Here is a 12,034-nt window from a genome sequence, read left to right on the forward strand (position 1 = left end):
GTTTCCGCTGCTGTGCCGGGGATCTCCGGTGGTGGAGCTGAGGGGATTCGAACCCCTGACCTTCTCATTGCGAACGAGACGCGCTACCAACTGCGCCACAGCCCCAAGAACGTCGGTAACCATAACACCGTGATGACGCGGCGCCACAATCCGGGCGGTTAGAGTCGAAGACCCTGGACCGTGAGGAGTCGCATGACCGACGATCGTCGCCTGCGAGGGGTGCGGCTGCCCCGGATTCCTCGCCGACTTCCCCAGCTGCCGGCGGCGCCACCGGACGATCGACGGATCATCATCCAGACCGTCCCGCCGCCGCCGACCGGGTCGGCCACCGTGCCGCCGACCTTCCGCGCGGCCTCCGAGTGGGTGTGGCGCTCGTTGGTCATCGGCACCGGGATCCTCGCCCTGCTGTGGGTCGCCTCCAAGCTCACCGACGTCGTCTTCCCGGTCATCGTCGCGCTGCTGCTCGCGGCGCTGCTCGAGCCGGTCTTCCAGCACCTGCGGTACGTGCTGCCACGCGGCGCGGCGGCCGGCGTCACCGTGCTCGGGACGCTCGCGGGTCTCATCGCGCTCTTCAGCTTCGTGGGCAACCAGTTCGCCGACCAGCTGCCCGACATGACCCGGCAGGTGACCCAGGGCGTCGACGAGTCCCGTCGCTGGATCGTCGACACCTTCGGCCTCACCGAGGGCCAGATCACGACCTGGCTGAGCGACCAGTGGGGCAAGGTGTCCGCCGGCGACCAGTGGTCGAGCCGGGCCGCGCAGGCCGGCCTGACGATCGGGCAGATGCTCACGGGGTTCTTCCTCGCGATGTTCTCCCTCTTCTTCTTCCTCTACGACGGCGCCGGCATCTGGGCCTGGGTCGTGCGTCTCTTCCCCCGCGGCGCCCGCACCAAGATCCTCTCCTCGGGTGCGATCGCCTGGAACCAGCTCAAGGCCTTCACCCGCGCGACCGTCCTCGTCGCCGGCACCGACGCCCTGGGCATCGGGCTCGGCGCGCTCGTCCTCGGCGTCCCCTTCGCCTCCGGCGTCGCCCTGCTCGTCTTCGTCGGCTCCTTCATCCCGATCGTCGGAGCACTGCTGTCCGGGTTCGTCGCCGTGGCGCTCGCCTTCGTCGCCAAGGGGCCGATCACCGCCCTCATCATGCTCGGCGTCGTCATCGCGGTGCAGCAGCTGGAGTCGCACGTGCTCCAGCCCCTGCTGCTCGGCCGCGCCGTGCGCGTCCACCCGCTCGGGGTGATCCTCGCGATCGCCACCGGGATCATCGTCGGCGGGATCATCGGGGCGCTCGTCGCCGTCCCGCTCGCCGCGGTGCTCAACGCCGTGGGCCACAACCTGCTCGAGCCGGTGCCGGACGACGTCGACCACCCGGACGACCTGACGACCCCCGCGCAGGAGGCCGAGATCGACGAGGACATCGCCGAAGCGGACGAGCGGTCACGGCTCGAGCCGGGGGAATCCCCCTTCGACGTCTGAACGGGTCGAAGGGCGAGCGACCGGGCAGGCGGTCGCCATCACCTCGACCCGGCCGTGAGGGACGGAGGACGAAGGGGGAGGTCAGCGCCAGCCGGCGATGGCCGGCAGCTCCTCGTCCTCGACCTCGATGACCTGCGGGACCTCGTCGGCGACGGGGGCCGCGGGCATCGGGGCGGGCGCGGGACGCTCGGCCCGGGCCTTCATCGTGTACATGGGCCGGGGTACCGGCGTCGGCTCCCAGGTGCCGGGCGCCGGCGGCGCCGACTCCACCGGCTCCTCGACCTCGACGGTGACCGGCGCGGTGCGCGTGGTGGCGGCGACGTCGTAGACGCGCTCGGCGCGACGGTGGACCGGGGCGGGCTCCGGGTCGGTGGCGGTCGGCGTCTGCGCCTGGATCGCGGGACGCGCGGCGCGAGCGGGACGGGGGGCATCGGTGCGAAGGGGGGCGGCGGCGCGGCGCTGCTCGCTGCGGGCGTGCGCCCGGGAGGCGCGCTCGGCCTGGACGGCCTGACGCAGCCAGCCGAAGGAGGCGACCGTGCCCACGAGCCAGGCGACGCCGACCCACCAGGGCAGCGGGCCGAGAGCGGCGACGAGCGCGACGACGGGCAGGAGGACGACCATCGCGAGCAGGACCAGGCCCCGCACCCGGCGCGGGGCACCGACGACCGGCTCGACGACCCGGGCGCGCTGCGGCGCCTCGGCGTGCTTGACGGTCACCTGGGGGCGCGCGGCGCGCGTGGGCGCCACGGCGTAGGAGCGGGGCACCGGGTCGGCCGTGCGCCGCAAGCGGTGGTCGTCCAGGACGCGCATCGCCGCGGAGAAGCGGTCGACGGATCGGACGGTGGCGAGGTGGTCGCGGCGCTTGATCCAGTACTGGAGCAGGTAGACAGCCCAGATCGCCACGACAAGGACGAAGATCAGGCTGCTCGGCTGCACGGACCCAACGCTAGGCAGTCGGAGCGCAACCGTGGCGCAGGCTACTCGGTGTGTCGCGCACGTGACGGGTGTTGTGGGTGTGACAAACGCGCGAGCAGCCCTCCGGGGCCGACCTCTTCGCGCACGACCGCGAAGGAGCGGCAGTCGCGCCACGCCCCGTCGAGGTGGAGGAAGGCCCGCTTGGTCCCCTCCTCGCGCAGGCCGAGCTTGGCGACGACCGCCAGGCTCGCTGCGTTCTCCGGGCGGATCTCGAGCTGGACCCGGTGCAGCGCACGGCCGTTCGGGTCCATGAGGTGGTCGACGAGGAGCGCGGTCGCGGTCGGCGCGTACCCGCGCCCGGCAGCCTCCTGCGCCACCCAGTAGCCGATGCTCGCCGAGCGCAGCGCACCCTCGACGATGCTGCTCGCGGAGACCATCCCGACGATCCGCTCGTCCACGACGATGACGAGGCTCAGGCCGGAGCCGGAGCGCGCCTCGCGCTGCAGCGCCCGCACGTAGCCGCGCCAGTCGGCGGCCATGTCCCGGCGCGGGGGACCGCCCGGCGGGACCGTCGGCTCCCACGGCGTGAGCCAGGCCGCGTTGCGGGCGCGCAGGCCGAGGAACTCGTCGCGGTCCCCCCTTCGCACGGGACGAAGGGTGATCGACTCACCCGACGGGGTGGTCCCGACGAGGACGACCTCGCGCGAGCGCCTCACTCCGACAACCGGACCCGGCCCTCCAGCCGGGTGCCGTCGGCGACCTGAGCCGGCTCCGTGGCCTCGACGACGACGTCCCCGACGGCGCTCACGTCCGCGCCGAAGGTCACGTCACCCTCGACGGCGAAGGAGGTGCACTGCCGCAGCGAAGGGACACCCGACGGGAAGCGCGCATCGAAGTCGGTGACGAACTTGTAGGCGTCGTCGAGACTGACCCGCGGCTCCTTGTGGTCGATGCGCGAGACGATGCGCGAGGTCTCGTCGAGCTCGAAGACGTCGCTGCGCAGCAGCAGCAGCTCGTTGGTCGTCTTGACCGGGCGGAAGCGCGAGCGCGGCACGCGCAGCGCCACGCTGCCCTCGAAGGCCTCGACCGCCGTACCCATCGCCGACTCGATCTGGATGATCCGCGGCGAGTCGGGCCGGGTCGGGTCGACGGTCTTGCGGTTGATGATGATCGGCAGGCCGAGGACGCCGTCGCGCGCGGTGAGCAGCGCGTCGAGCTCGTCGAGCCCCACCCACAGGTTGTTGGTGTTGAACCACTGGTGGCGGCCGGTGTCCTGGAAGAGGTCCTGCTCCTCCTCGACGACCATCGCCGACTCGCGCAGGATGAGCCGGCCGTCGCTCCTGCGGACCGCGACGTGACCGCCCTTGCGGTCGTTAACGGTTCGCTCGGCGACCTCGGCCGCGAAGGGGATGCCCTCGGCGATCAGCCAGGCCGCGATGTCGGGGTCGCAGGTCGCGCCGAGGTTGTCGGCGTTGGAGATGAAGGCGTAGCGGATGCCGGCGTCGCGCATCTGCTGCAGGAGGCCGGAGGCGGCGAGGGCCACGTACACGTCGCCGTGCCCCGGCGGGCACCACTCGAGCTCGGGGTCGTCGGGCCACTGCACCGGCTCGAGGGTCGCGGCGTCGAGCTTGGGCTCCATGTTCTGCAGGAAGTCCAGCGGCAGGGCCTGGCGGGCCAGCTGCGGGTACCGCTCGAGGATCTCGAGGGAGGCCTCGCGGGTGCGGAAGGAGTTCATCAGCACGAGCGGCGGCCGGCTGCCGTAGCGCTCCTCCAGCCCGACGAGCTGGCGGGCGATGACGTCGAGGAAGGTCAGCCCGTCGCGGGCGACGAGCGCCGACTTCGGCCCGGACATGCCCATGCTCGTGCCGAGCCCGCCGTTGAGTTTGATGACGGCGACCTGCGCGAGTGCCTGTCGACGCTCGTCGTCGGAGACCTCGATGGCGGCGAGCTCCGGCAGCTCGACGAGCGGCTCGATGGTCTCCTCGGGGATCGTGCCCTGCGCACCATCGGCGAGCTGGCGCCAGTAGTCCTCGAAGACCGCGATCGCGCGACGGTCGACCCCACGCTCGGTCATCTTCAGCACGGCGGACTCGGGCCCCTTCGCTGTCATGCCCGTCACCCTACGATGCCGTCATGGGACGGGGCAGCAGCGCGAAGGGAGATGCTCGTCGCCTCCTGCGCGCCCAGCGTCGAGAGCTGGCCGCCGCGCGGGACCTCGCCGCGGACGGTGCGGCCCTCGCCGCCGTCCTCGAGTCCGCGCTCGGCGGCGAGCCGCTCGCCGGTCTGCCGACGGGCGCGACCGTCCTGTCCTACGAGTCGCTCCCCCACGAGCCGCCGACCGCCGCGCTCAACGCCCGGCTGCAGCAGCTCGGCCTCCGCGTCCTCGTGCCGATCACGCTGCCGGACATGCGTCTCGAGTGGTGCGACCTCGCCGACGCGGGCCGCACCCCGCTCGGCACCGACGCCCCGACGGGCGCTGATCTCGCGCTCGTCCCGGCCCTGGCCGTCGACACGACCGGCACGCGCCTCGGGCAGGGCGGTGGCTGCTACGACCGGGTGCTGCCGGCGCTCCCTTCGTCCACGCCGGTGCTCGTGCTGCTCCACCCGGGGGAGCACACGGACGCCCCCCTCCCCCGCGACCCGCACGACGTGCCGGTCCGGTGGGTCCTCACGGCGGGCGGGCTCTCCCCCGCGACCGAGGGGTCGGGGCCCCCGTGACCGCGGCCGACGCGGCCACCGGGTTCGGCCTGGCCGAGCTCTCGCTCGTGCTGCTCGCCGGCTCGCTCGTCATCGTCGTCTCGGTCGCCGCTGTGCGCCTCGCCTCCAGGGCGGGGTTGCCGACCCTCCTGCTCTACCTGGCCATCGGGCTCGCCGTCGGCAAGGAGGGGCTGGGCATCCCCTTCGACTCCGACCAGGTCGCGCAGGTCCTCGGGTACTGCGCGCTCGTGCTGATCCTCGTCGAGGGTGGCCTCACGACGAAGTGGTCCTCGATCCGCAGCTCCGTCGCCCCGGCGCTCGCCCTCTCCACCGTCGGCGTGCTCGTGTCCGTCGCGGTCGTCGCCGTCGCGCTCCACGAGATCCTCCACACGGACTGGCGGATCAGCCTGCTCATCGGCGCGATCCTCGCCTCGACCGACGCCGCGGCCGTCTTCTCCGTGCTGCGCGTCGTGCCCCTGCCGCGGCGGCTGTCCGGGATGCTCGAGGCGGAGTCCGGGTTCAACGACGCGCCGGTCGTGCTCCTCGTGACGGCCCTGTCGCTGCAGATCGCCCAGCCGGCCGAGGCCGAGCCGTGGTGGCGCATCGGGCTGCTCGCCGTCGCCGAGCTGGCCAGCGGCGCGCTCGTCGGCCTGGCCGTCGGGTGGCTCGGCGGCAAGCTCATGAGCCGGCTGGCGACGGGGACGTCGGGGCTCTTCTCGCTCGGCGTCGTCGCCATCGGCGTCCTCGCCTACGCGAGCGCCGCGTCGGTGCACGCCTCCGGGTTCATCGCCTGCTACCTCGCCGCGCTCGTGCTGGGCAACATGCACCTGCCGCACCGCCAGGCCGTGACCGGGTTCGCCCAGGCGCTCGGCTGGCTGGCGCAGATCGGGCTCTTCGTCATGCTCGGCATGCTCGCGACGCCGTCCGGCTTCATCGACGAGGTGCCGCGCGCGGTCCTCGTGGGGCTCGTCCTGCTCCTCCTCGCCCGACCGCTGTCGGTCATCGTCTCGCTCACCCCCTTCCGGGTGCCGTGGCGGGAGCAGGCCTTCATCTCCTGGGCGGGCCTGCGCGGGGCGGTGCCCGTCGTCCTCGCCACCGTGCCGATCACCAACTCGGTGCCGGGCATCGAGTGGGTCTTCGACCTCGTCTTCATGCTCGTGGTGATCTTCACGCTCGTGCAGGGCCCGCTCATGCCGTGGGTGGCCCGCGTGCTCCGGGTCACCGAGCCGGCCCGTGCCTCCGGTGTCATCGTCGAGGCGATGCCGCTCGAGGAGCTCGGCGCGGAGCTGCTCGAGGTCGCGGTCCCGCCCGGCTCGCGGCTGGCCGGCGTCGAGGTCTACGAGCTGCGCTTGCCGAAGGGGGCGAACATCTCGCTCGTCGTCCGCGGCGACGCCACCTTCGTCCCGGACGCGCACACCCGGTTGTGGACCCACGACCGGCTCCTCGTCGTCACCCCGGGCAGCGAGCGAGAGGCGGTCGAGGCCCGGCTGCGTTCCGTCTCCCGGCACGGGCGTCTGGCGGGGTGGCGCGGCGACGTATGATATGCGTCGATATGCCTACCTATGCCTACGCCTGCGCCGACTGCGGCCACGCCTTCGACATCGTCCAGTCCTTCAGCGACGACGCGCTGACGTCGTGCCCCCAGTGCGGGGGCACCCTGCGCAAGCAGTTCAACGCCGTCGGCGTCGTCTTCAAGGGAGGCGGGTTCTACCGCAACGACTCCCGCTCCTCGGGCAACGGCTCGAGCTCGTCGAGCAGCTCGAGCTCGTCCGACGGCTCGTCCACAGCCCCCGCGGCGGCTGCCGCGTCGTCCACCGCGGACTGAGGCCCCCGCCGGCAGGCCCTCCCCGTCCCTAGCGTCGGGGCATGGCCTCATCCTCGCTCGCCCAGCACCTGCCCTCGCTCTTCGGCCCGGGACGCCGGGCCGCCTGGCGGCTCTCGCTCGTGCGCCGCGGGCTCGCCGCGGCTGCCCTGCTGCTGGCGCTGCAGCTCACGCTCGGTGCGGCTGCGCCCCCTTCGTCCCCGACGCCGGAGGCCGACGCCACCACGGGGCCGACGCTCTCGCTGCCGCTCGCCCTGCCCGCCGACCACCTGTCGGCCGGTGACGAGGTGGGCGTCTACCTGCCGGGCCGGGAGTCCCCGGTCGTCGCCAGCACCCGGTTCGGCGGCACGTCCGAGGCGCCCTCGGGTGGGTCCATGGCGCGGATCACCCTGCGCGACCAGGACGTCGGTCCGCTGCTGCGCCAGATGGCCCCGGACGGCGCGGGCGGTGGCGGATTCGTGCTCGTCGGGAGCGCACGACACGACACGACCGAGGCGGGATGAAACCGCAGGATCATGGTCCAGGGTCCAGACTTGGGGGTGAGTGGCGGGACCCACCCCGTCGCGACCCCTGTAAACCCATCCGAAAGGAGGCCCTCATGTCGGGCTTCAAGGACTTCCTCATGCGCGGCAACCTCGTGGAGATCGCCGTCGGTCTGATCATGGCGACCTCGTTCGGCGCGGTCGTCGCGACGTTCACCGAGCTGCTGCTCGCGGCCATCGCCAAGGTCATCGGCGCCAACCCGGACTTCTCCGCCTACAAGCCGGGCGGCCTCCCGGTCGGTGTCTTCATCACCGCCGTCATCGCCTTCCTCATCCTCGCCTTCGTCGTGTACTTCTTCGTCGTGAAGCCCTACACGCACATGCGTCAGCGCTTCGTCGCTGCCGAGGAGGAGACCACCGACGAGTCCGTCGAGCTGCTCCGCGAGATCCGCGACTCCCTGCGCGCCGGCCGCGCCTGAGTCACGCCACGCCACACCCGAAGGGGGTCGGTCACCGTCACGGTGACCGACCCCCTTCGGCGTGCTCCCCCGCGCCGAGACTCGGGGGATGGCCCCTATCCGGGGTGGATTGCGGCCATCCCCCGAGTCTCGGTGGCGACGTCCGGCGTCACTCCCAGTGGGGCGGGCGCTGCTCGCGCAGCCAGCGGTCGTGCTCGGACTCGTCGGGGCGCTCGCCCCAGCCCCGGTCGGTGTCGTCACGGGTCTGCTCGGGGCGGCGGCGCGAGCGCGGGTCGTCCTCCTCGGCCTGCTCGTGCTCGAGCTGTTGTGCCTCCTCGGCGCGGGCCTCGTCGTCCCGGGGCTCGTCCTCGTGCTCCTGCGGGTCTTCGCTCATGACTCCTCCATCGCCAGGGCTTCTCGGACGGCGCGCTGGACCCGGGCCTCCTGGCGGGCGGGGTCGGCGAAGATGTCGGTGGCCCACAGTCGCAGGTGGTGCCACCCGAGGTCGGTGAGGCGCTCGACGAGGATCCGGTCGCGCTGCCGGGTCGACGCCAGCCCGGCGTACCCCGGGCCGTCGACATCGACCGCGACGAGCATGCGCGAGCGGTCCCTGGGGTCGGCGATCGCGATGTCGACGCAGTGCTCTCCCACGCCGACGTGCGTGCGCACGACCAGGTCGGCGGCCCGCAGCCGCTCGACGAACCCGGCCAGCAGCGGCGTGAGCTCGCCGTCGTCGCCCTCCTCGGCGGGCGCGGTGTCGGCGAGACCGGCGAGGAGGGTGCGCAGCGCGGCGTGGCCGGGCAGGCCGGCGCGCTCGCCGTCGAGGTCGGAGGCGTCGAGCGCGGTCACCCAGATGGCGGTGCGGCGGGCACGGGTCGCGGCGAGGAGCACGAGCTCGGCGCCGACGTCACCGCTCAGCGCGCCGAGGCGCTGGACGGCCCGGCCCTGCGGGGTGCGGCCGAACCCGAGGCTGACGACCACGGCATCGCGCTGCTCGCGCTGCCAGCGGTCGACGGGCTTGATGACCAGAGGCTCGGGCAGCGCGGCGATGGCCGCGGCGAGCTCGGGGTCGGACTGGAGGAGGTCGGCGACGGCATCGCGGATGCGCTCGGCATGCAGCTGCCCGAAGGTCACGACGCCGAGCGAGCGGCGCGGGTGGCGGGTCAGGTGGTGGCGGACGCGCTCGATGACGGCGGCCACCTCGTCGGCGCTCGTCTCGACCAGGCCGGTGCGCTCGTCGAGCACCCCGAGGCCCTCGACGCGGACGTGGTGGATGCCCTCGCGGGTGAGCGGCTCGGGCGGGTGCACGACCTCGCCGGCGGTCGCGTCGGCACCCAGCAGCCGCGCGACGCGCGGGCGCGGGTAGGCGCTGTCGCGGAGAGCGACGGTCGGCAGGACCGTGCCGGCGAGGACGGCGAGCGAGGTCCGCGGGCGGGCGGGCGCCGCGACCCCGGCGTCGGCGGTCCACGTGTCCGGGGGCAGCTGGCCGTGGTCGCCGATGACGAGCAGCTGCCCACCGCGGGAGATGCCCGCGATCGTGCGGGCGAGCGTCGTGCGGGAGGCGTCGTCGACGACGACGAGGTCGAACCGCTCCTCCCGGGGCAGCACCTGACCGACGACGAAGGGGGACATCGCCCACGCCGGCGCCGCCGCCCGCAGCAGCCCGCCCCACTGCGCGAACGCCTGGGTCCACGACGGCGGCGCGGCGAGACCCTGCTCGCACGCGGCGACCTCACGGGCGGCCCGCCGGTGCCGGCGGCCCTCGAGGTGGAACCGCTCACGCTGACGGGTGGCCACACGGGCGGCGTTGGCTCCCAGGCTCGCCCGGTCGGCCTCGACGAAGGTGCGCAGCGCCTCGTCGAGGCCCGCACCGGTGACGGAGGCGAAGCGCTCGTCCCGGCCCGCCTCGGCGAGCACCGAGGTCCACCAGACGAAGAGCACCTCGTCCGCGACGGCGCGCGGCTCGACGGTGCGGGTGGCGAGGTCGTCGACGAGGGGCCCGAGGCCGCGCCTGCGCAGGTCGTCGAGGTCGTCGATGACCTCGGGCACCACCCGGGCGCCGGCGACGTCGTTGGCCAGCTCGTCGAGTCGAGCGGTGAGGTCGTCCCACGGGACGTCGAGCAGGTCGTCGCCACCGACGACGGATCGGACGTGCGTGAGGTCGGCGTACACGCGCTCGTAGGCGGTGTGCGCCCGGTCCATCTCGGCCGGGATGCGCGGGCGACCGCCGCCCCCGGTGAGCCGCGACCAGCTGCGGCGCTGCTCGGCCGCGAGACGAAGGGCGGCGTGGAGGTCCTCCGGCGGACGGCCCGGGCGGAGCAGCCGGCGGGCCTGGGCGCGCAGCCGGCGCCGCTCGATGACGCCGAGCGGCTCGCCCTCCGGGTCGGTGCCCTTGGGCCCGGTCGCCGCGAGCAGGTGCTCGAGCGGTGTGTCGAAGACCTCGGGCCGGAAGACCTCGAGGGTGTCGCGGATCTCCTCGATGCCCGCGAGGAAGCGGCCGTGGTCGGCGGGGCACGCGGCCCGCGGCTCGGCGATGTCGCGGAAGACGTCGCGCACGGTGGCGCGCAGGGAGGCCAGGCTGCCGCCCTTCCCGCGCAGCCGCTCGAGGGCGGCGAGCACCTCGTCGACGTCGTCCTGGGAGTGCAGCTCGGCGCCGGCCCACGGCTCGTGGTCGCGTCCGGGCCGCCAGGCACGGCGGTGGGCGACGCCGGTCAGCTGCCCGACGAGGGCGTCCCTCCCTTCGGTGTCGAGGGAGGCGAGGACCCGACGGTCGAGACGGACCCGGGAGCGCGGCGCGGGGCGACGGGCGCCCAGGCCGACGATCGCGTCCTGCGCGTCGGCGATCGAGACGCCCCACGGCTCGCGTGGCTGGTGCATCGCCCTCGTGTGCCCGTCGAGGACGCGGGCGGCCTCGGCGGCCCGTTGGCCCGGTAGGTCGAAGGAGCGCGGGGACTCCGGCGGGCGGCTCGGCCAGCGGCCGGTGATCCGGGCGGTGTCGACCTCGGCCGCGGGGTCGGTGACGTGCGCGACGAGGTCCTCGAGGCCGGCCAGACCGAGCTCGGCGAGGGCGCTCTCGATGGCCGCACGCTTCTCGGTGAGGAGCAGGACGCTGCGGCCCTCGCCGGCCGCCTGGGCGATCGTCGCGGCGACGAGCCGCGCGACGCCCGTCCCGGGCGGGGCGTCGACGTAGAGGTCGTGACCGGCAGCGACGCGGTCGAGGACGCCCTGCTGGTCGGCGGTGACGTCGAGGACGGCCGACTCGGCGACGCTCGGGACCTCCCCTTCGTCCTCGGGAAGGGGGTCGCCGGCGAGGAGCGCGGCGGCCGGACCCTGCGTGAAGCGGCCCGCCGCGTCGAGCGCGGCGAGGTCCGCGAGCGCCTCGGCCTTGCCGTAGGGGAAGGACGCGACGACGATCCGCGGGCTGATGTTGAGCTCGGGCAGGTCCGCGCACTGCTCGCGCAGCGCGTCGAGGACCGGGGTCGGGTTGAACCCGTGGCCGTCGCCGCGGCCGAGGTCGGCGAGCGCCTCGCCGTCGATGTCGCGGCGGAGCGCGCCCCGCAGGTAGGTGAGGAGCGCGGGGTTGACCTCGACCCGCGCGGCGAGGTCGAGCGCGAAGTCCGGACCCGGACGCAGCCGACGAAGGGAGGCCCGCCGCAGGATCACGGGGGCGAGCGGACGCTCGTCCTCCCCCGGCACCTGCCAGGACGCCGCCCCCATCGCGAGGAAGCACGTCTCGACACCGTGCTCCTCGGCGACCCGCTCGACGTGCTCGGCGAGGTGTGCCGCGTGCCGCTGGGCGCGCAGCAGCGCACCCGGCTCGCGGACGAGGTCGGACAGCCGCGCCGGGCGCCCGGACAGGAGCATCGCGACGCCGCCGGGGTGGGCGGTCGTCAGGTCGACGACGTTGGGGTCGCGGGCCGGCCAGAGGAGGGTGTTGGGACCGCCGAGCTCCATGAGCTCCCGGCGCAGCGCCGTCAGGGAGGCCGGCACCGGGGCAGGGGTCGTCGGCGGCTCGGTCACCTACCCACGCTAACAATCCGTGGACCCCTCGGGCGGCACCAGCGTGGCCGCACCGGCTCGAACGCGTACCCTGTCCTCTGGCGCTGCGGTGCCAAGCCCTCGTAGCTCAGGGGAAGAGCACTTCTCTCCTAAAGAAGGTGTCGCTGGTTCGAATCCAGCCGGGGGCA

At 73.9% G+C, this 12,034-nt stretch carries 11 protein-coding genes and 2 tRNA genes; 7 read left to right on the forward strand and 6 right to left on the reverse strand.

Annotation, left to right across the window (positions count from 1 at the left end; translation table 11 throughout):
- Positions 1-29: 29 nt before the first annotated feature.
- Positions 30-105: transfer RNA gene (locus JT1_RS11365), tRNA-Ala, on the reverse strand.
- A gap of 87 nt (positions 106-192) precedes the next feature.
- Between JT1_RS11365 and JT1_RS11370 the strand changes: the two genes are divergently transcribed.
- Entirely contained in the window at positions 193-1,473 is a 1,281-nt protein-coding gene (locus tag JT1_RS11370) for an AI-2E family transporter (protein WP_068326401.1), read from the forward strand.
- An 81-nt stretch (positions 1,474-1,554) separates the two neighbouring features.
- On the opposite strand, the gene JT1_RS11375 is transcribed toward JT1_RS11370, so the two are convergent.
- The 3 genes from JT1_RS11375 to JT1_RS11385 are packed head-to-tail and all read right to left on the reverse strand — an operon-like array spanning position 1,555 to position 4,498.
- Complete coding sequence (locus tag JT1_RS11375; RefSeq protein WP_068326404.1) at positions 1,555-2,409, reverse strand: SepX/GlpR family protein; 855 nt, start codon at positions 2,407-2,409, stop codon at positions 1,555-1,557.
- A gap of 41 nt (positions 2,410-2,450) precedes the next feature.
- Complete coding sequence (locus tag JT1_RS11380; RefSeq protein WP_068326407.1) at positions 2,451-3,104, reverse strand: GNAT family N-acetyltransferase; 654 nt, start codon at positions 3,102-3,104, stop codon at positions 2,451-2,453.
- A complete protein-coding gene (locus JT1_RS11385; RefSeq protein WP_068326410.1) occupies positions 3,101-4,498 on the reverse strand; it encodes a UTP--glucose-1-phosphate uridylyltransferase in 1,398 nt (465 codons plus the stop codon). Before JT1_RS11385 ends, JT1_RS11380 begins: the two co-directional genes overlap by 4 nt.
- A gap of 23 nt (positions 4,499-4,521) precedes the next feature.
- On the opposite strand from JT1_RS11385, the gene JT1_RS11390 reads away from it, so the two are divergent.
- The 5 genes from JT1_RS11390 to mscL all read left to right on the forward strand — a co-directional run bounded on the left by JT1_RS11390 (position 4,522) and on the right by mscL (position 7,868).
- On the forward strand, positions 4,522-5,106 hold the full coding sequence (locus JT1_RS11390) for a 5-formyltetrahydrofolate cyclo-ligase (protein WP_068326413.1): 585 nt from the start codon (positions 4,522-4,524) through the stop codon (positions 5,104-5,106).
- Positions 5,103-6,626 (forward strand): potassium/proton antiporter, encoded by a 1,524-nt coding sequence (locus tag JT1_RS11395; protein WP_068329107.1) that lies wholly within the window; start codon positions 5,103-5,105, stop codon positions 6,624-6,626. The genes JT1_RS11390 and JT1_RS11395 overlap by 4 nt, the downstream gene beginning before the upstream one ends.
- Before the next feature lie 11 nt (positions 6,627-6,637).
- Positions 6,638-6,910 carry an FmdB family zinc ribbon protein gene (locus JT1_RS11400; protein ID WP_068326418.1) on the forward strand — a complete coding sequence of 91 codons (273 nt, stop codon included), beginning with the start codon at positions 6,638-6,640 and terminating at the stop codon, positions 6,908-6,910.
- Between the two features lie 41 nt (positions 6,911-6,951).
- Positions 6,952-7,410 (forward strand): hypothetical protein, encoded by a 459-nt coding sequence (locus JT1_RS11405; RefSeq protein ID WP_068326421.1) that lies wholly within the window; start codon positions 6,952-6,954, stop codon positions 7,408-7,410.
- A 95-nt stretch (positions 7,411-7,505) separates the two neighbouring features.
- Entirely contained in the window at positions 7,506-7,868 is a 363-nt protein-coding gene (gene mscL / locus JT1_RS11410) for a large conductance mechanosensitive channel protein MscL (RefSeq protein WP_068326424.1), read from the forward strand.
- A gap of 148 nt (positions 7,869-8,016) precedes the next feature.
- Here mscL and JT1_RS11415 read toward each other — a convergent pair whose 3' ends face one another.
- A complete protein-coding gene (locus tag JT1_RS11415) occupies positions 8,017-8,241 on the reverse strand; it encodes a hypothetical protein (RefSeq protein ID WP_068326426.1) in 225 nt (74 codons plus the stop codon).
- Positions 8,238-11,867 carry a PDDEXK-like endonuclease domain-containing protein gene (locus JT1_RS11420; RefSeq protein WP_068326429.1) on the reverse strand — a complete coding sequence of 1,210 codons (3,630 nt, stop codon included), beginning with the start codon at positions 11,865-11,867 and terminating at the stop codon, positions 8,238-8,240. Before JT1_RS11420 ends, JT1_RS11415 begins: the two co-directional genes overlap by 4 nt.
- Before the next feature lie 95 nt (positions 11,868-11,962).
- On the opposite strand from JT1_RS11420, the gene JT1_RS11425 reads away from it, so the two are divergent.
- Positions 11,963-12,034 (forward strand) — tRNA-Arg (locus tag JT1_RS11425).

The organism is Janibacter terrae NBRC 107853 (assembly GCF_001591405.1).
Taxonomy (GTDB): Bacteria; Actinomycetota; Actinomycetes; order Actinomycetales; family Dermatophilaceae; genus Janibacter; species Janibacter terrae.

Coding starts and splice junctions, on each gene's coding strand:
- JT1_RS11370 (WP_068326401.1), top strand. CDS start 193: ATGACCGACGATCGTCGCCTGCGAGGGGTGCGGCTGCCCCGGATTCCT.
- JT1_RS11385 (WP_068326410.1), bottom strand. CDS start 4,498: ATGACAGCGAAGGGGCCCGAGTCCGCCGTGCTGAAGATGACCGAGCGT.
- JT1_RS11390 (WP_068326413.1), top strand. CDS start 4,522: ATGGGACGGGGCAGCAGCGCGAAGGGAGATGCTCGTCGCCTCCTGCGC.
- JT1_RS11400 (WP_068326418.1), top strand. CDS start 6,638: ATGCCTACCTATGCCTACGCCTGCGCCGACTGCGGCCACGCCTTCGAC.
- JT1_RS11405 (WP_068326421.1), top strand. CDS start 6,952: ATGGCCTCATCCTCGCTCGCCCAGCACCTGCCCTCGCTCTTCGGCCCG.
- mscL (WP_068326424.1), top strand. CDS start 7,506: ATGTCGGGCTTCAAGGACTTCCTCATGCGCGGCAACCTCGTGGAGATC.
- JT1_RS11415 (WP_068326426.1), bottom strand. CDS start 8,241: ATGAGCGAAGACCCGCAGGAGCACGAGGACGAGCCCCGGGACGACGAG.